Source organism: Ochrobactrum sp. P6BSIII (assembly GCF_014138065.1).
Classification (GTDB): Bacteria; Pseudomonadota; Alphaproteobacteria; order Rhizobiales; family Rhizobiaceae; genus Brucella.
On the sequence record NZ_JACGXB010000019.1, the window covers coordinates 76,228 to 94,836 of the forward strand.

The window sequence follows — 18,609 nt, forward strand, 5'->3', positions numbered from 1 at the left end:
AGGCCATCAGACCGGACAAATTGCGTTCAAAAACAAGCTGAAAACCCGCATATTAACGACTTGTTTACTACGTTTGTACAAATGTAGGTGCAGCAAGTTTCTGCGGTTCTGCGTTCCTGAATTTGCGTCCGGCGACCCTTATCATTTGGAAAAGTGAATTTCTCATGGCAAATCCAGAGCTAGCTTCCGGTTCGCGTTCCAGAATTGATGATTTGAACGCGCATCGCGAGCGCCGTCCCGCGTCCGCAGCCATGCAGGAGCTCGACCGTACCCTTGCCGGTCTTGAGCGCCGCCTGATGGAGCTGGAACAAGACGCACCCGAAGCACCGCATCCGAACGCTGCCTCTTTTGCCGCTCACCAGCCCGCCGCCCCGCGCTATGCCGACGACACAGCAGCCGGTCTCGCAGAGATCGCCGATAATCTGCGCCGCCGCCGTGACAGCCAGCGCCAGCAGCAGGAACAGGCACAGCCGCGTTTCGCATCAAGCAGCGAAATCAGCGACGCCAGCCGCGAAATGTCGCGTATGCAGCGCGCTGCCAGCGAAGAAGGTTTCTCGCAGCGTATGAGTGACGATTTCGATCGTCTTAGCGAAAGCGTCCAACTGCTTGCGGAACGCAGCAGCGAAGCCAATGCACAGGCTCTGCGCCGTCAGTTCGACGAATTAAACCGCACCGTTCACACGCTTGCCCGTGAAGAAACCCTGCGTCGTCTCGACAACCGCTGGGATCGCTTCGACGAGCAGATGCAGGCTTTCGAAAAGCGCCACGATGCCGTCAACCCGGCCTTGAACGCCATCGGCTCGCGTCTGGAGCAGATGCGCGAAGCCATCGGCACCCTGCCGCAGTCCCACGCTTTCAGCGCGATTGAAGAGCGGATTGGTCGCCTCACTCATTCCATCGAAGATGCGCTGAACCCGCAGAATGCCGCGCCTTTCGAACAGGATATGCTGAACCAGATTGACACCCGGCTGGATGAGATCAGCCGTGCGATCATCGCAACCAGCCGCGCACAGCGCCCTGATCAGGAAGATGCGCGCCGTCTGGAACGCATCGAGAAGCGTCTTGCCGAGCTTGCAGACCAGATCGACGGTTCGGCTTCCCGCCAGAACTCCGATGTCTTGTTCCAGAAGCTCAGCGATCTTTCGCAGCGCATAGACGTGCTCTCCACCGGACAGGCCCTGCCCGACCGGATTGCCGAGCAGCTCGCGCATCAGATCAGCCTTCTGGCCAATCAGGTTGCCAAGGTTACGGAAAATCTGAGCCAGTCCGATTATCGCAGCGTTGAGGCGCGCCTCGAAGCCATTGGTCAGAAGCTGGAAAATGCCGAACGCCGCAGCCATGAGCCCGACCCTGCCGTTCTCGACACCATTGACCGCCGCTTTGCAGAACTGACGGAACGTCTGGACGCGCAATATGGCAACCGCTCCATCGACAGCGACGCCATCCATACGCTCGAAGGACGTCTTGACGATATTTCGCAGCAGATTTCGCTCGGATTGCTGCAAGCACCGCAATATGAAATGCTAAATCTGGCTGACAGCGAAGCGATCCGCAATCTGGAAGACCAGATTGCCAATATCGCCCACCATCTCGCCCAGCCGGTTGCCGAACTCGCCCAGATCAAGCCGCGCCTCGACTCCATCGAGCGCTCTATCACGACGAACCGCGAAACGGTACTGGATGCGGCCCGCGAAGCTGCGGAAAGCGCTGTCGCGCGAGTTCTCCAGCACGGCAGCCAGGGCGACACGGCCATTGCCCGTCAGCTCGCCGATGATATGAAGTCGCTGGAAATGCTGGCCCGCAACACGGACGAGCGCAACAGCAAGACCTTTGAAGCCGTGCACGACACGCTAGTCAAGATTGTGGATCGCCTGTCCCGGCTTGAACAGGACATGGGCAGTCAGAACGTAAACGCTGACAGCTTCGCCAATCGCAGTCTCGACAAGCGTGAAGACGATACACGCCCGGCAATGGCTTTGGTTGAGGAAGCGGCACCCCGCTTTACTGCTCCGGAAACCAATGCGCCACGCCTGAACACCCCTCGCTCGCCTGCGACAGCTGCTGCCGAAGCCGCCTTCGCAACCATTCAGGGCGAAAGCGCCGTCGTGACCGCACCGACTGGCGACACCTCTGGAAAGTCGTCGCTGTTCGGTGGCCTTGCCAAGGCAATGCGCGGACGTCGCGCAGAGAAGAACGATGTCAATACCGACAACGATCTCAAGGCCGAAAGCTTCGACAAGACCGATGCCCCGGCTTTCGAAAGCGAAATGGCCGCTGTCGAGCCAATCGTCGAGAACGAACCAGATGCCCGGTTTGGCGGCGATCACATGCCCGACCTCAACTCCATCATGAAGCGCGTGCGTGAAGAACGCCGCCAGCGCGAAGATGCGGCCGATGCTGCTCTGGCAGCCAACGGCAAGGTTGATTTCATCACCGCGGCTCGCCGCGCAGCACAGCTTGCCGCCGCTGAATCCGAACATCTCCAGAAGGGTTCAGCAAAGGGCGTAGGCAAGAAGAAAAAGTCCGTCGGCGACATTATGCAGCGTCAGCGCAAGCCGATCCTGATGGCAATTGGCGCTGTCATGATCGCCATGGCAGGTCTGCAAGTCGGCAGTGCGTTCCTTACCCGCGATGAACCGACCGACGCGACTGTCGATCTGGCTCCTCAGCCGGAAACACCTGCCGTCGAAACGCCAGCAGCACCGCAGGCTCCGGTACAGGCTGAAGCACCGGTCCAGACCGAGACACCACAAGTTACCGAGCCGCGTCAGGAAAAGGCCGAAGCGCCTGCTGCATCGGACCAGTCACCCACCATTGAAACGGTGATCGCCAGCGCGCCGACCACGCCGGTCGAAGTCTCTGCTCCTGAACAGGCCGCTTCGACTCCGACTCAGGTCGCTATCCCAGCCATTCCGGAAGAAGCTGGCCCGGCAGCTCTGCGCGAAGCCGCCGCCAAGGGCGATGCACGCGCCCTGTTCGAAATCGGCAACCGCTATATGGAAGGTCGCGGTGTTACCGCCGACTTTAACAAAGCCGCGCAGTGGTATGACATTTCCGCCGGTCAGGGCTTTGCCCCCGCACAATATCGCCTTGGCAATTTCAATGAAAAAGGCCTCGGCATGCCCCGCGATCTGGACAAGGCCAAGACCTGGTACCAGCTCTCCGCACAGCAGGGCAATGCAAGCGCGATGCACAATCTCGCCGTGCTGTTTGCAACCGGCGCAAATGGCGCACCGGACAACGCGTCCGCCGCTCGCTGGTTTACCGAAGCAGCAGACCTCGGCGTGAAGGACAGCCAGTTCAATCTCGGCATCCTCGCCGCCAAGGGTCTCGGCATTCCGGTCAATCTGGAAGAGAGCTACAAGTGGTTTGCGCTTGCCGCCAATGCTGGCGACAAGGACGCAGCCCAAAAGCGCGACCAGATTGCCGAAGCGCTAAAGCCGGAACAACTGGAGCAGGCCAAGGCCGCTGTCCAGTCCTGGAAGCCGAAGCCGCTGAACGAAGCCACCAATTCGATTGACGTGCCGGATGCATGGACGGAAGCCAAGCCAACCACCACCGGTTCGGTCGATATGAAAAAGGCGGTTCGCAACATCCAGCTCATCCTTCAGAAGAACGGCTATGATGTCGGCACCGCCGACGGCGTGATGGGCGGCAAGACCCGCACGGCGATTGCCTCGTTCCAGAAGGCCAATGGTCTGCAGCCGACCGGTAATGTCGATCAGAAGCTGGTTCAGCTGCTGTTGCAGAAGAACACGTAAGATCTGTCGCACAGAGTTCAGAAAATGCCGCTAAACGCGGCATACCATTGCAGGAAAGTAACACGTCCGGCGCAAGGTAACCGTAATGACAATCGGCGTTTGACTTAACGGTCCTGGCAGCGCAAGACGGTAGGCGAACAGGCCTCGCGGAATTGCGCGACCGCAGCGGGCCGTAGAGCGTATGCGTCCGTCAGAGCCGGGTTCGGAATTGGGTATTTATCTTCCCATTGCAGAATTATCGGTCAACATGCTGGTTCTGCTCAGCATGGGCGCTGCGGTTGGCTTTCTTTCCGGATTGTTTGGTGTTGGCGGCGGCTTTCTGATCACGCCACTCTTGATCTTCTACAATATTCCACCGGCCATCGCCGTTGCGACTGGCGCCAATCAGGTTATCGCTTCATCCGTTTCCGGTGCGCTCGTCCACTTCAAACGGCGAACGCTGGATATCAAGCTCGGCCTGTTTCTCGTGGCGGGCGGTATCGTCGGCTCGCTGCTTGGTATTTTCGTCTTCTCGTGGCTGCGCGAACTGGGTCAGCTCGATCTGATCGTTTCGATCCTCTATGTGTTTTTCCTCGGCAGCGTCGGCGGGCTGATGCTGGTGGAAAGCCTGCGCGCTTTGCGGCGGGTCAAGAAAGGCGGCGCGGTGCGCCGCCCCGGCCAGCACACATGGATCCACAAGCTGCCATTCAAGATGCGGTTCCGCGCTTCAACCATCTATGTCAGCATCATTCCGGTTCTCGGCATCGGATTCTTTATCGGCCTGTTGTCGTCGGTGATGGGCGTCGGCGGCGGCTTCATCATGGTGCCAGCGCTGATCTATCTGCTGCATGTGCCGACCAATGTGGTCGTGGGTACCTCACTCTTTCAGATCACATTCGTCACCGCCTTCACCACTGTCATGCAGGCGACGACGAACCAGTCGATCGATATCGTGCTGGCCTTCCTGCTGATGGTCGGTGGCGTGATTGGTGCGCAATATGGCGCGCGCGCCGGACAGAAGCTGCGCGGCGAGCAGTTGCGGCTTTTGCTGGCGCTGCTGGTTCTGGCCGTCGCGCTACGCCTCGCCTTTGGCCTGTTCGTGCGGCCGGACAACCTTTTCTCGATAACGATAGCGGATTTTTGAGATGCGGGCCGCGGCTCTCACTTCGGCAATCGCGCTATCGCTGATCGCGAGCGCAGCTTTTGCGCAGGTCAACGCCAGCGGTGACGGCAACACGGTGCCGCAATTGCAGACCCCTGCGGAAGAAACCATCGATATTGGCCTTTCGACCGAAACCATCGCCATTACCTCCAATTTCGGTGGCACAGACCTGACGATTTTCGGCGCGCTGGACAATGCCGATCCGATGATCCAGCGGCAGGGACGCTACGATATCGTGGTGGTCTTGCAGGGACCGGAGCGCAATCTGGTGGTGCGCAAGAAGGAGCGTTATCTGGGCGTCTGGATCAATGCCAGCTCCGAAACCTTTCTCGGCGTTCCGCTGTCTTATTCGCTCGCCTCGACGCGCAATCTGCAGGATATTGCGGATGAAAAAATCTACCGCCAGCTTTCAGTCGGCGTTCGCAATTTCTATCTGAACCCGGAAGACCCTTCTAGCCTTTCAGGCAATATCCCAAAATTCGGCACCGAGCTTCGCGAAATGAAGATCCGGCAAGGTCTTTACAGCCAGCGCATCGGCGGCGTGGAATTCGTGTCTCGCACCCTGTTTCGCGCAACGTTGAACCTGCCCGCCAATGTTCCGGTGGGGCGACACAAGGCGCGCGCACTCCTGTTTCGTAATGGCGTCTTTCTGCGCGAAGCCAATGCCAGCCTCGAAATCGTCAAGGCCGGTCTGGAACAAAGCGTCTATAACGCCGCCCACCAATATAGCCTGCTCTATGGTTTGTTCGCGGTTTTCCTTGCGGTCTTCACAGGCTGGTTCGGACGTATCCTGTTCCGGAAAGACTAGAGCATTTCCAGCGAAAGTGCGAAGCGCCTACGCGGGGAAATCAGTTCACTGGACTGATTTCTGATCCCGCTTCGATGCGTCGGATAATGCGTACTTACAAAAGCTCACCCGCCGTGCAGCGCACCACGAGCAATCGGATAGACCTTGCCCTGCCCCAACATATAAGCGCGTATTGTTTCATCCACGAAAAGGCCGCGAAAGGCGCGGTCCAGAACATTAAGCGCGCCGGTATAGGCGCCAAAGGCGGGCATGATCAGCCTTTCGCCATCGCTAACAAAACAAGGGCGACGCACCGAGCGCCCGCGCCGCACGATGCGTGCAGCCGGGTGCAAGTGCCCCGCGATCTCACCCTGCCCAAGCTTGCGCGAAGGTTCGTGCCGAAACACCAGCGGTCCGATCGCCAACTCTTCCACACAATCGCCCGGCAGATCGACCGGACGTTCAGGATCGTGATTGCCGGTGATCCAGAACCAGTCGCGGTGTTCCATCAGCGATTTCAGCCGAATGGCATAAAGCGACGGCAGACGTTCGCTGGCTTTGGGATCATGAAAACTGTCGCCGAGGCTGATGATCGTTTGCGGCTGGTAACGGGCAACTGCCACAGCCAGCATGTCGAGCGTAGCCGCCGTGTCGTAAGGCGGGATGAGTTGCCCGCGTCGCGCAAAGGACGAGCCCTTTTCAAGATGCAGATCGGACACGACCAGCATGTTCATATCCGGCAGGAAAAGCGCGCCTGAAGGGTCGCAAACGGCAGCAATCCCGCGCACTTCCATATGCGCCAGACTATAAGCCTCGCCATTGCTCCAGACAGCGGTTCTCATTTCCCGATCCTCATTCCCCCGCCCTCATTCCATTGCCTCGCGGATGAGATCGTCGGCCGTTTCTTCGAGCAGCATTTCATCACCCTCGCCCGCCACACGCTCGCGTCCGATTTCCAGCATTACCGGCAGGGCCAGCGGCGAAATACGATCAAGCGGCTTGTGCAAGAGATGTCCTTTCACACGCGCGAGCATGTCGCCGAGGCGCTTGATATCGAGAAGTCCTGTCGCTGCATCCGCCCGTGTCGCCTGCAACAAGATATGGTCCGGTTCATGACCGCGCAGGACGTCATAGATCAGATCGGTGGAGACGGTCACCTGCCGCCCGGTCTTTTCCAATCCCGGATGACGCCGCTCGATCAAGCCGGAAATGACGGCGCAATTGCGAAAAGTACGCTTTAAAAGATAGCTTTCATCGAGCCATGCTTCGAGATCGTCGCCCAGCATGTCCTCATCGAACAGGCGTGTGAGATTGAGCGAGCCGGAGCGGATCATCGCGCCCATATCCTTGAGCCCCCACAGACCCAGCGAATAATCGGTAGCGACGAAGCCCAGCGGATGTGCGCCCATACGCTCCAGACGGCGCGTCAGCAACATGCCAAGCGTCTGATGGGCAAGCCTGCCCTCAAACGGATAGGCCACCATGTAGAACCGTCCGCCACGCGGAAAAGTCTCGATCAGCAATTCATCCGTGCGCGGCAGCACGGATTTGAATTCCTGTACTTCCAGCCATTCACGCACCTGCTCGGGCAAAAACTGCCAGCGTGTGCGGTCAGCCAGCATGGCGCGCACCTGCGAAGCGAGATAGGTCGAAAGCGGGAACTTGCCGCCCGCATAGACCGGTATCTTCGCGTCCTGTCCGGCGGCGTTGGTCGTAATGCATTCGTTTTCGCGAATGCCTTCGAAGCGCAACACCTTTCCGGCAAAAAGGAAAGTATCGCCCGGTGTCATCGTCTCCAGAAAATATTCTTCGATCCGGCCCAGAACCCGGCCACCATAGGCACTGGCCTTTTTACCGCCGCGCGTGAGCCGGACGTTCAACTCCGGCGCTTCGACAATCGTTCCGATATTCAGGCGATATTGCTGTGCGATCCGCGGATTGGACACCCGCCACGTGCCATCCACCGTCTTGCGGATTTTGGCAAAGCGCTCATAGGTCTTGAGCGCATAACCACCCGTTGCGACAAAATCCAGAATGCGATCAAAGCTTTGGCGCGAAAGGTTCATGTAGGGTGCAGCACTGCGCACTTCGGCAAAAAGCTGATCGGCATTGAACGGCTCGGCGCACGCCATGCCCAGTACGTGCTGCGCCAGCACATCAAGCGCGCCGTCGATCAGCGGCGGCGTATCCTGCGCGCCCAGATAATTGGCGTCGAGTGCAGCGCGACACTCCATCACCTCGAAACGGTTAGCGGGCACCAGAATTGCGCGGCTCGGTTCGTCCATACGGTGATTGGCGCGACCAATACGCTGCGCCAGACGGCTCGCCCCCTTGGGCGCACCGACATGGATAACCAGATCGACATCGCCCCAGTCGATACCCAGATCGAGCGTGGAGGTGGCAACAACAGCTCGCAACGTATTGGCGGCCATGGCCTGCTCAACCTTGCGGCGCTGGCTGGCATCGAGCGAGCCATGATGCAACGCTATCGGCAGCGTATCATCATTGATGCGCCACAGCTCCTGAAACAGCATTTCCGCCTGGCTGCGCGTATTGACGAAAAGCAGCGTGGTCCGATGCGCCCGGACCGCCTCATAAACATCGGCAATCGCATAGCGCGCGGAATGTCCGGCCCAAGGCACCCGCTCCTCGGAATCGAGAATAGATATTTCCGGTTTCGCGCCACCGTCCACTGTCACCAGTCCGGCTTTGGGACCGGTACCGTCTTGCTCCACCAGCCAGCGGCGCAACTCGTCCGGTTCTGCCACAGTCGCCGAAAGGCCGATAGTCTGCAATTGCGGTTGCAGGCGGCGCAACCGCGCCAGCCCCAGCGCCAGCAAATGGCCGCGCTTGGAAATCACCAGCGAATGCAACTCATCCAGCACCACATAGCGCAACCCCTTGAAGAACTGATCCGCCCCTTTGGACGCAATCAGCAGGGCAAGTTGTTCGGGTGTCGTCAGCAGAATATCGGGCGGCGCCAGTTTCTGCCGCTGGCGCTTATGCGCGGGCGTATCGCCGGTGCGGGTCTCGATGGTGATATCAAGCCCCATTTCCTCCACTGGTACGGTGAGATTGCGATGGATATCGACGGCTAACGCCTTCAAAGGCGAGATATACAACGTATGGACGCCGCGCTTTGCCATGCCTGGCTTTTTACGGCCATTTCGTTCCAGATCAACCAGCGCTGGTAAAAATCCGGCCAGCGTCTTGCCCGCGCCGGTCGGCGCAATCAGCAAGGTCGATTGCCCGTCTTCGGCACGCGCCAGCAGCTCAAGCTGATGGGCACGCGGCGACCAGCCCTTGGAACCGAACCATTCGACAAAACGGTCCGGTAAGGCAAAAGTGGCAGATGCAGCGGCGGGTTTCAAATTCAGTGTCACGCACCCAATCTAATAGCCGCGCAGCACCACGCCAAGATGTTTGTTCACTTTTGTTCTCATTTTGTCAGCAATGACGCCGCGCTTCTCTTTTCAGCACGAAGCTGCTGACCTATCTTGGCTTTATGCGCTTCAATCAGCTCTTATGTTCTTCTCCGAAAGGTCTTTATTGCCCACCCGGCGATTTTTATATCGATCCGGTGCGTCCGGTGGAGCGCGCGCTGATCACCCATGGCCACTCCGATCATGCCCGTGCAGGGCACACCCATGTTCTGGCCACGCAGGAAACGCTCGACATTATGCGGCTTCGCTATGGCGAGGGCTTTGCCGAAACCGTGCAACCGATGGCTTTGGGTGAAACGCTGACGATCAACGGCGTTCGCGTCAGTTTCCACGGCGCTGGCCATGTGCTCGGCTCGGCACAGATAGCCGTTGAAAAAGATGCAACCCGCATTGTTGCATCGGGCGACTACAAACGCGCTGCAGACCCGACCTGCACGCCATTCGAGCCGATCAAATGCGATGTCTTCATCACCGAAGCGACATTTGCACTGCCGGTATTTCGCCACCCCGATGCATCGCATGAAATCGCAAAGCTCTTGAAATCACTCTCACTTTTTCCGGAGCGCGCGCATCTCGTCGGCGCTTACTCGCTCGGCAAGGCGCAGCGCGTGATCAAGCTCATTCGCAATGCTGGCTATAGCGATCCGATCTACATTCACGGCGCTTTGGAAACATTGTGCGACTATTACCAGATGCGCGGTATCGACCTTGGTCCGCTTGAACCCGCAACATTGGAGCGCGGCGAGAAACAGCCTGATTTTGCAGGCAAAATCATTGTCGGCCCGCCAACTGCCTTTTCCGATCGCTGGGCGCGGCGTTTTCCCGACCCTGTTCCGGCCTTTGCCTCAGGCTGGATGCGTATCCGCCAGCTTGCCAAGCAACAGGGCATCGAACTGCCGCTGATCATTTCCGACCATTGCGACTGGGACGAGCTGACGGAAACAATAGCGGAAATCGCACCGGCGGAGGTCTGGGTGACGCATGGGCGGGAGGAGGCTCTGGTTCGCTGGTGCGAATTGCAGAACATCCCGGCAAAGCCACTGCATCTTATCGGCTATGAAGACGAGGGCGATTGATGCGTGCCTTCGCCGAACTTCTCGACCGTCTGGTTCTCACACCGCAGCGTAACGGCAAGCTGCGCCTGCTTGCCGATTATTTCCAAACGACGCCAGACCCCGACCGTGGACTGGCGCTCGCCGCCATCACGCGCGATCTGGAACTGCAAAGCGTAAAACCCGCCATGCTGCGCGCCCTGATTGCCGAGCGGACGGACCCGACGCTTTTCGCCTATTCCTATGATTATGTCGGCGATCTGGCTGAAACCATTTCGCTGATCTGGCCCGGCCCCAGCGAAACCTCGCCGGGCACCAATCTTTCACTCGGCGTGGTGGTGCATGAATTGCAACATGCCTCGCGCCGCGAAGGTCCGATGCTGGTATCAGGCTGGCTAGATCTTCTCGGCATATCGGAACGCTATGCGCTTTTGAAACTCGTAACCGGCGGCTTGCGCATCGGCGTTTCAGCACGCCTTGCCAAACAGGCGCTCGCCGATTTCGGCGGCGTGGATGTGACAGAAATCGAAGAACTCTGGCACGGCCAGTCGCCGCCCTATACGGCTCTCTTCGCCTGGCTGGAAGGCCTTGCTCCTAAACCTGCCGCGACAGCCGATGCACCTTTCCGTCCCGTTATGCTGGCCACAGCACTGGATGAAGCGGATATTCCTGCGCTCGACCCCACCGCGTTCAGCGCGGAGTGGAAATGGGACGGTATCCGCGTGCAAGCCGTCTCGGAAAACGGAACACGCAAGCTCTACTCGCGCACCGGCGATGACATTTCCGGCGCTTTTCCAGATGTCCTTGAGGCGATGGACTTTGAAGGCGCCATCGACGGCGAACTGCTCGTCGGCCATCACGGTGAAACCGGCATCGAAACCACCACCTTCTCGGATCTGCAACAGCGATTGAACCGCAAGACCGTCAGCGCCAAACAGTTGCGCGACTATCCGGCTTTCATCCGCGCCTATGATCTTCTGCAAGAGGGCAACCAGCAATCCGGTGAGGATCTGCGCGCCCTGCCCTTTGCCGAGCGTCGCAGGCGGCTTGAGGCCTTCGTCAGCCAACTCAACCCACGCAGGTTCGATCTATCGCCCGTGCTGCCTTTTGCCGATTTCAGCGAACTGGCCGCCTTGCGCGTCAACCCTCCGCACCCGGTCATCGAAGGCGTGATGCTGAAGCGGCATGATAGCACCTATCTTCCCGGACGCCCCAAGGGGCCATGGTTCAAGTGGAAGCGTGATCCCTTCACCGTTGATGCAGTGGTCGTCTATGCGCAACGTGGCCACGGCAAGCGGTCGAGCTATTATTCCGACTTCACATTCGCAGTCTGGACGGGACCCGAGGACGAACCGGCTCTGGTGCCTGTCGGCAAGGCCTATTTTGGCTTCACTGATGAAGAGCTGAAACTGCTGGATAAATTTGTTCGCGAAAACACCATCGAGCGTTTCGGCCCCGTGCGTTCAGTCCGTGCAGAACCCGATCACGGGCTCGTCGTGGAAGTGGCCTTCGAAGGATTAAACCGGTCAACGCGCCATAAATCCGGTGTCGCGATGCGCTTTCCGCGCTTCTCGCGCCTGCGATGGGACAAGCCGCCCCGCGAAGCGGACCGGCTTGAAACGCTGGAAAAACTGCTGAGCTGACTTTCCTCAAATAGAAGGGAAGAAAAGCTGCCAGCTCGTTGTTTCTCCGTAATTATTGCGCGTTTGCCGACACGCGGATTTCGTAGATGTCAACCGGCTTACCCGATCCGCTCAGGTCGGAATTAATCGTGATGACACCCGTGCGACCGGCCTTTTTGCCACCTGCAAAATCGAGATCGAACAGAAAATCGTTGCGCGATTCACCCACATCATAACGTCGGCGTCCACAATCGCCGAAGCCTGCGAAATCGCAGCTGACGGACATTTGCGTTATCTTGCCGCCATCAGCCTTGGCGATAATATCGAACGTGGCGGTCTTGCCAGCAAGCTGGTCGAGAATGCCTTCGCCAACGTCGAACTTGACGGTATCGCCTTCACCCGCGGATTTCACGCGGGCAAAGCTGCTCGGACCGTCGCGCAAGATTTCCGCTGTGGCGCTACCCTGCACCGACATGCGTGTCGCTTCAGACGGCTGGAAAATGGTAATCCACTTGGCACCGCCCGGCTCTTCGCCATCCTTTAGCGGCGCTCCGCCTCCGTCGCTATGCAACGGGCTGCTGGACGGGCCACGGCTCAGATCGATGAAACTGCTATAGAGCGAATAACCGATCATGACGGCGACAAACAACACCAGTGCCGGTATGCCATAGCTATAGAAGGGCGAATGGCGCTTCTTCTTCCCGCGCTTTTCCTTACGCGATACCCCGCCTTCATAGCCAAGATCGGCACTGCCACCTTTTTTCTTGGCCGAACGGGACCGAATATCGCCAGTATCGAGAGCCGGAGTGTTGCTCGCAGCCGCAGCGCCACCGAGGACAGGATCATCGCGATGCGGCGCATCCAACGATGGCTCTGCCTTGTCTTCGTTCTGGCGCGGCGCAGAGAATTCCTGCTCGATGTCGGAGATGGCATCTTTCAGCTTCTGGCGACGTTGTTCTTTTTGAGCATCGGTCAGTGCGGTATTGGCAGCGAGCGCACGTTCATGGGCGCCCCATGCGGATTCGTAGATGCGCTGACGGGTCGCCGGGTTATAGGCATCTGCTTTGGCAAATGCGTTTCTGATGGCGCGTTCTATACTATCCAAAGGCCGCTCGTCCCCGTGTTCACGTTTCCCGCCTTATGCGCATTCCAAAAGATCAAAACCGATATTCGGAAAGCGGCTTTTCACAAGCCTCAGCGAATTTAGCGTCTGAATCAAGGCATTTAGCCGTTCAATAACCGATTTGGCTACCTGATAAGACCCGTCTCGCCGTCAAATATCGACTTTCAATGCTCTTTTCCCCGAACCTTTCATTTCATGACCTTACCCTAGCAGATTGAATCTGATGCAGAAATCTCCACCAACATACGGATCAAGACTGGATAAAAGAACAAATAATCGGTCGGTGCCATCGCCTTAGTGACAGCATTCTGAACTCGTCATTCGCCTGCCTAGCCCTCAGCATCAGTAACTTCCCAGCGGGATCACACCGCAAAACCATGGTGGTTTCAGCAGAATCATCCACAAGCGCACCGATGAAGCCCCCACGCCTCGGACATTTCGCTTTGGCCTGGCCGACGCTTTCACTTGGTTCGCAGGACGAATCTCTCTTAATCTTTCGTATTGCCGTTCTATGCAGGCGTGATACAGATATTACGTTTACGGAAACGTCAATTTTTGAGGAGAATGATATGGCCTTGCCGGATAGTTTGAAGAACAGATTGCGCATTCCTGTTGTCGGCGCGCCCCTATTCATCATTTCACATCCGGCACTTGTGATGGCGCAGTGTAAGGCTGGCGTTGTAGGTTCCTTCCCTGCCCTCAATGCGCGCCCGGAAGCGCAGCTGGATGAGTGGCTGGCTGAAATCACCGAAGGCCTCGCCGCTCACGACAAGGCCAATCCGGACCGTCCGGCAGCACCATTTGCGGTCAATCAGATTGTCCACCGTTCCAACAAGCGGCTGGAGCACGATCTCGGCCTCTGCGTGAAATACAAAGTGCCGATTGTCATTTCTTCGCTTGGCGCAGTGCCAGAGGTGAATGCTGCAATCCATTCCTATGGCGGCATCGTGCTGCATGATGTCATCAACAACCGCCACGCCAACTCCGCCATTCGCAAAGGCGCGGACGGCCTGATCGCCGTTGCCGCCGGTGCGGGCGGCCATGCGGGGCCTCTATCCCCCTTTGCACTGGTGCAGGAAATCCGGGCTTGGTTCGACGGGCCGCTGCTTCTTTCGGGCGCCATCGCCAATGGCCGCTCTATTCTCGCGGCACAGGCCATGGGCGCGGACCTCGCCTATATCGGTTCTCCATTCATCGCGACGACAGAAGCGCGCGCAGTCGATGCTTACAAGCAGATGATTGTCGATTCGACGGCAGCTGACATCGTCTATTCGAATTACTTTACCGGCATCGCCGGCAATTATCTCAAGCCTTCCATCGCCCAGTCTGGCCTCGACCCGGACAATTTGCCCGAGGCCGATCCGTCGAAGATGGATTTTGATCAGGCCCACAAGGAAGGTGCGAAGGCCTGGAAGGATATCTGGGGCTGCGGACAGGGCATCGGCGCAATTCATGAGGTCGCTCCCGCGGCGGCGCTGATCGACCGCCTGGAGCGGGAATATAAGGAAGCGCGAAACCGGATCTGCGCAGGCGCATAAGGCATAGTGCCGTCGAGTTGCGAACAGGGCCTCTCCAATGGAAGGCCTTGTTTTCACAAGGCGTGGAACAATCTGACGCTTTGTTCGATTTCTGCCTTGCTTTCCGTTCTGCTTTTGGTTATCAGCGCACCGTCCAGACGGAAACGAATGGAATCTCCTTCAGGAGTTGGAACGAAGGTTCCCGGGCCGCTTTAGCTCAGTTGGTAGAGCACATCATTCGTAATGATGGGGTCGCGTGTTCGAGTCACGCAAGCGGCACCAGTAAAATCAAGTGCTTAGCTCTTGATGGTCCAGCCCACAAAATTGCTACTCACCGCATACTCACAAACTCGACAGCGCCGCGCCAGCACTGTAAATTCACCCTCTAAACGTTCATTTCACTGGAGGGGTTAATGGCGGATGGTGATTTGAGCCTTTTGGGCATTGGGTTGACTGCGTTGCTTTCGACCCTCGGCACACTTGGCGTTACTTATTTTAGCAATCGCGCGAGCCGAACTGACAAGGAAGATGAAAGGCGAAAGCACGGCCAATATCTGGCTGCAAGAGTAGTTTGCGAACTCGATCCATTCGTTGAAAAATGCCTAAACGTCACTGCCGATAACGGCGAGCCAGACTGGCAGCAAGAAGGGGAATATGTTTGTTCGGTTCAATCGCCTGATCTGCTACTGCCAGACGATGTGGACTGGAAAAGCATTCCGCACGATCTGATGTATCGTATTTTATCACTCCAAAACCAGATCGAGTACTCAGAGAGGGTAATTTCTTCGGTTTTTGAGATTGACTCACCGCCCAACTACGACCAAGGCTTTCGTGAAAGGCAATTTCAGTATGCCAAGATAGGCACACTTGCCCTCGACATAGCTACTGATCTTAGAAAGACTTTCGACCTGCCGTTTCCAGATTACGACGCATGGGACCCAAGGACTTATCTGGATAAGGTCTTCATAAGAGAAAACGAAGTGCGCCAAATGGCTCGAAGAGCCGCAAAGCGCTTCGTTGCAGAACAAGCTGTCGATCCATCGGCAGCTTAATGTCTGGGAGGCCATAGCGAGCACTTTGAATATAATGAGCTTAAAAGTGTGGGGTGTCGGTAGATAACATATCACCGCGTGTAAGGCCGTCAGTCCCCGCTATGGGTGCGTCTATCGAAACGGTCTTGTAATGATCGAACTGGCGATTGTGCTCAATAACTACCTTTTTCACCCATGCGGCCAAATCATCATTTGGAACCTTACGGTCAAGGGCAAGCAGCAAAACCGAGTTGATCACGTCATTCCGAGCGGCAGCAGTTAGGTATCGTGGGACATGCGAACAAATCAACTTCCGTGTGGCGATAGGATCTCGCTGTGCCAAGTTTTGCATCTTAATCCGCTGGCGTTTTCGGCGGTCCCTTTCTCGTAAAGATTCTGGATTTCGTTTATTGGGACCCACAGTACGCGGTACGCCGCGACGTTTTGCCAAATATGCCTCGTGCCGTTCTGGATCGCTCTTGAGCTTTAGCCAATTGGCCTTGTAACTTTTTTGAAGAGCTTGCCTGTGCTTTTCTTGGTAACGTTTACGAGAAGCTACAATCGCCTCATGATGCTCGATCTTGTAAATGCGCCTACGCTCTAAGTGTTCTCTGCGAAGACGGCACATCTCTTCAAACGCATCTTCCGGTGTCATCTGCTGAATAATTTGAAGTTTAGCCTTGGTCATCCACCGGGGAAGAACATCGGCTTTCTTATTCTGTGCCTGCATTTCAGTTTCTCCTCTGAAATGCCCCCCGACTCATCTGACACGAGCGTAGCTGAAAAAGAACAAAACAAAAACATTTGTATTTTAAGTCGCCAACTAAGAGCACAGCCGTCGTAACGATTAGCCATAGACAGCGCAGAGACTCACGGTATGGTTGCGGATGATGGACAAGGGAAAAGAATTACGTGATTTCTGCCATGACGCGGCATCCTATACGCGGCTGCGAAACGTGTTGTGGCGAGCAACACATGATACTTATTGGCCGCAACGCGACTGGGATCCCGGTATCGAAGACTTTGCCGAACACGGACCGAAAGCCATTAAGGGCTTAGGTGCAAAGTCGCTGAACATCCTAAAGGCTTGGCTCGAAGCTAATAATGAATAACAGTTGAATGGATCGTGAGGGGGCATGGGAGAACAAGAAAAGCTCAACGCTCTCGCGGGCAGTTGCCTGTCGTCGTCGGCATGCTTTGCAGCGCTAATTCTGCTCTTGCGTGAAAAGGGGATACTTTCGGAAGCCGAAGAGCGACTGATGTACCAAAACGCACTGGAGATGCTTTACGTCAGTAACCATGATCCAGTGATGAATGCTGTCTACGAAATGGCGCGCGGGGTGATTGAGGCGCAACTGACGTGAAATCCCTTTCAACTATCGTCTGCGTTTTGATCACAACAACCATTCTTCTCGGCTGTGCTAACCGATCATGCCGCGACTGGCCCGGCACGTGCATAATTCAGTGATGAAGATAAATCTGCCTCTCCCCCATTAATGGCATTTTGCCGCCGCTAAATGTGGTAGCGGCCCCTTACATCGACACAAAAAAAGCTGCCGGGATTTCTCCCGACAGCCAGACACCGCTAAAAGGCTACGCCATCAAGCAGACGCAAAGGCATTGCCAGCAACTATTTGCAGCAACGCCAGTGAGCGCATACAAACTCAACCCTGCCGAAGCGGATGCGAGTGTACGCACACACATGATGACACGAACGTGTCGCCATGGGGCACCTCATAGTCTCGAGCGTGCCACTTGCAGTCTCAGGCGAACAGGTGTATAGAACGCGCTATACGCAAGACTATTCGCTATCGCTTTCGGGGTTGCACTATCAGGGACCCGAAAGACGCTGGCAAATCCAAGGCCCGATGTTACCAGCATCGGGCCTTTTCTTTTACCAGGCACTGCAATTACCCCTTTTTACCAAAAACTCCAGTTTCGCGCAAGCTTCCGATAACGCTTGTTGCCGAATCTTGCTTTTCTTTTAAAAAATGATATCGTTCTGGCATCATGACAAATGAAAATCGCGAATTCCTTTTGCAGAGATTACGCTACCTCACGGAAGAGCGCCGCTTCCTTGAGGCAGAGATTTCCTTGAAATTCGAACGACTTAAGGCGGTTGGAACAGAACTATCGAGTGTAACCCTAGCGCTTCAAGAAGAGATGGCCCAACCGAAATCGGCGGACGTAAATATAGTTAACCGAGTCCAAAAATCCCCGCAATCCACAGGCTCTTATACCCGAAATGGTGTAAAAATTCGGCGCGGATCGATCAAAGACTACGTTGTTCAGGTTTTGTCTGATTCGCAAAAAGGTATGGTGGCGCTAGACATTCTCGCCGCTATCAATGAGAGATTTGATAAAAATTACGACCGCACCAGTTTAAGCCCTCAATTGAGCAGGTTGCGCCAAGACGGCGTATTAGGCCTAAGAGGGCCTGTCTGGTATTTGGCGCGTGATGTTTCTGACTTAGTTTGATGCCCCACCCCGCTTCGGCGGGGTTTTTCATTTGGCGCAAAAGAAAGCTCCCCACCCGACAGGATGAGGAGCTTTCAGAAGACAAAATCACTTAGGCTTTATCAACAACCGACTTTACGGCGTCTTTCGCGTCGCCCTTGGCTTCCTGAGCCTTGCCCTTCAACTTTTGGGCTGCACCTTCTGCTTCAACCTTTCGGTTGCCAGTAAGCTTGCCAGCTTCTTCCTTGATGGCTCCGCCGACCTGATTGGCTTTTCCCTTGATCTTGTCCGTGGTGCTGCTCATCTATTCTTCCTTTGATTGGTTTGAATTTCTTCGCAGAGATGTAACGAAGACAGCGACGAAACGTTCCCTATTTTGCAACACGCAGCTACCGACGGCCTTGCAACAACACTCACCGGCTTTTCTTATTTTAGAGAGTTGATATTGTGAGATTGCATGCCGGGTTGACCTATTCAACACCCCTACCGGTATGCAGCCCCGGCACGGCGTTCTCCATGCTGGGGCTTTACTTTTTTACCGGTTGGATAAATTTTTGTCGCCCTTGGGAGAGAAGGGCTTAGTAGCCTTGACCCCGCGCGGTTTTCGCTGCGGGGTTCTTTTTGACTAGAATTGAACTTCCGCAGATGAATCAATTATATGTCCGTTGGTACAAA

General features: G+C 56.4%; 15 protein-coding genes and 1 tRNA gene. 11 read left to right on the forward strand and 5 right to left on the reverse strand.

The window, feature by feature from the left end:
- The first annotated feature begins 164 nt into the window (after nt 1-164).
- The 3 genes from FHW00_RS21275 (at nt 165) to FHW00_RS21285 (ending at nt 5,710) form a co-directional block, all read left to right on the forward strand.
- Complete coding sequence (locus FHW00_RS21275) at nt 165-3,761, forward strand: peptidoglycan-binding protein (RefSeq protein ID WP_078340314.1); 3,597 nt, start codon at nt 165-167, stop codon at nt 3,759-3,761.
- A gap of 247 nt (nt 3,762-4,008) precedes the next feature.
- Entirely contained in the window at nt 4,009-4,884 is an 876-nt protein-coding gene (locus tag FHW00_RS21280; RefSeq protein ID WP_280992874.1) for a sulfite exporter TauE/SafE family protein, read from the forward strand.
- Nucleotide 4,885: 1 nt separating this feature from the next.
- The gene (locus FHW00_RS21285) at nt 4,886-5,710 is read left to right on the forward strand and encodes a TIGR02186 family protein (protein ID WP_078340313.1); all 825 of its coding nucleotides are present in this window, start codon (nt 4,886-4,888) and stop codon (nt 5,708-5,710) included.
- A 104-nt stretch (nt 5,711-5,814) separates the two neighbouring features.
- Here the strand turns inward: FHW00_RS21285 and pdeM are convergent, their stop codons facing one another.
- Together pdeM and FHW00_RS21295 are read right to left on the reverse strand one after the other, a co-directional pair.
- Nucleotides 5,815-6,531, reverse strand: a complete 717-nt coding sequence (gene pdeM, locus FHW00_RS21290; RefSeq protein ID WP_078340312.1) for a ligase-associated DNA damage response endonuclease PdeM — start codon at nt 6,529-6,531, stop codon at nt 5,815-5,817.
- A 24-nt stretch (nt 6,532-6,555) separates the two neighbouring features.
- Nucleotides 6,556-9,072, reverse strand: coding sequence for a ligase-associated DNA damage response DEXH box helicase (locus tag FHW00_RS21295; RefSeq protein ID WP_078340311.1), 2,517 nt, complete (start codon nt 9,070-9,072; stop codon nt 6,556-6,558).
- 122 nt (nt 9,073-9,194) lie between these two features.
- On the opposite strand from FHW00_RS21295, the gene FHW00_RS21300 reads away from it, so the two are divergent.
- Both FHW00_RS21300 and FHW00_RS21305 read left to right on the forward strand, forming a co-directional pair.
- Entirely contained in the window at nt 9,195-10,208 is a 1,014-nt protein-coding gene (locus FHW00_RS21300; protein WP_078340310.1) for a ligase-associated DNA damage response exonuclease, read from the forward strand.
- Complete coding sequence (locus FHW00_RS21305; RefSeq protein WP_078340309.1) at nt 10,208-11,827, forward strand: cisplatin damage response ATP-dependent DNA ligase; 1,620 nt, start codon at nt 10,208-10,210, stop codon at nt 11,825-11,827. The genes FHW00_RS21300 and FHW00_RS21305 overlap by 1 nt, the downstream gene beginning before the upstream one ends.
- 52 nt (nt 11,828-11,879) lie before the next feature.
- Here FHW00_RS21305 and FHW00_RS21310 read toward each other — a convergent pair whose 3' ends face one another.
- Nucleotides 11,880-12,911, reverse strand: coding sequence for a hypothetical protein (locus FHW00_RS21310; RefSeq protein WP_078340308.1), 1,032 nt, complete (start codon nt 12,909-12,911; stop codon nt 11,880-11,882).
- Between the two features lie 587 nt (nt 12,912-13,498).
- On the opposite strand from FHW00_RS21310, the gene FHW00_RS21315 reads away from it, so the two are divergent.
- The 3 genes from FHW00_RS21315 to FHW00_RS21325 all read left to right on the forward strand — a co-directional run bounded on the left by FHW00_RS21315 (nt 13,499) and on the right by FHW00_RS21325 (nt 15,498).
- Nucleotides 13,499-14,467, forward strand: a complete 969-nt coding sequence (locus FHW00_RS21315; protein ID WP_078340307.1) for an NAD(P)H-dependent flavin oxidoreductase — start codon at nt 13,499-13,501, stop codon at nt 14,465-14,467.
- Nucleotides 14,468-14,652: 185 nt separating this feature from the next.
- Nucleotides 14,653-14,728 (forward strand) — tRNA-Thr (locus tag FHW00_RS21320).
- A gap of 131 nt (nt 14,729-14,859) precedes the next feature.
- Nucleotides 14,860-15,498 (forward strand): hypothetical protein, encoded by a 639-nt coding sequence (locus FHW00_RS21325; protein ID WP_078340306.1) that lies wholly within the window; start codon nt 14,860-14,862, stop codon nt 15,496-15,498.
- Nucleotides 15,499-15,538: 40 nt separating this feature from the next.
- On the opposite strand, the gene FHW00_RS21330 is transcribed toward FHW00_RS21325, so the two are convergent.
- The gene (locus FHW00_RS21330; RefSeq protein ID WP_078340305.1) at nt 15,539-16,207 is read right to left on the reverse strand and encodes a hypothetical protein; all 669 of its coding nucleotides are present in this window, start codon (nt 16,205-16,207) and stop codon (nt 15,539-15,541) included.
- A gap of 157 nt (nt 16,208-16,364) precedes the next feature.
- Here FHW00_RS21330 and FHW00_RS21335 point away from each other — a divergent pair, with 157 nt between their 5' ends.
- From FHW00_RS21335 to FHW00_RS21345, 3 genes are all read left to right on the forward strand, one after another.
- A complete protein-coding gene (locus tag FHW00_RS21335) occupies nt 16,365-16,589 on the forward strand; it encodes a hypothetical protein (protein ID WP_078340304.1) in 225 nt (74 codons plus the stop codon).
- Nucleotides 16,590-16,613: 24 nt separating this feature from the next.
- Complete coding sequence (locus tag FHW00_RS21340; protein ID WP_078340303.1) at nt 16,614-16,841, forward strand: hypothetical protein; 228 nt, start codon at nt 16,614-16,616, stop codon at nt 16,839-16,841.
- A gap of 646 nt (nt 16,842-17,487) precedes the next feature.
- On the forward strand, nt 17,488-17,955 hold the full coding sequence (locus tag FHW00_RS21345; protein ID WP_078340302.1) for a hypothetical protein: 468 nt from the start codon (nt 17,488-17,490) through the stop codon (nt 17,953-17,955).
- A 91-nt stretch (nt 17,956-18,046) separates the two neighbouring features.
- Here FHW00_RS21345 and FHW00_RS21350 read toward each other — a convergent pair whose 3' ends face one another.
- Nucleotides 18,047-18,238, reverse strand: coding sequence for a CsbD family protein (locus FHW00_RS21350; RefSeq protein ID WP_078340301.1), 192 nt, complete (start codon nt 18,236-18,238; stop codon nt 18,047-18,049).
- Nucleotides 18,239-18,609: the final 371 nt, after the last annotated feature.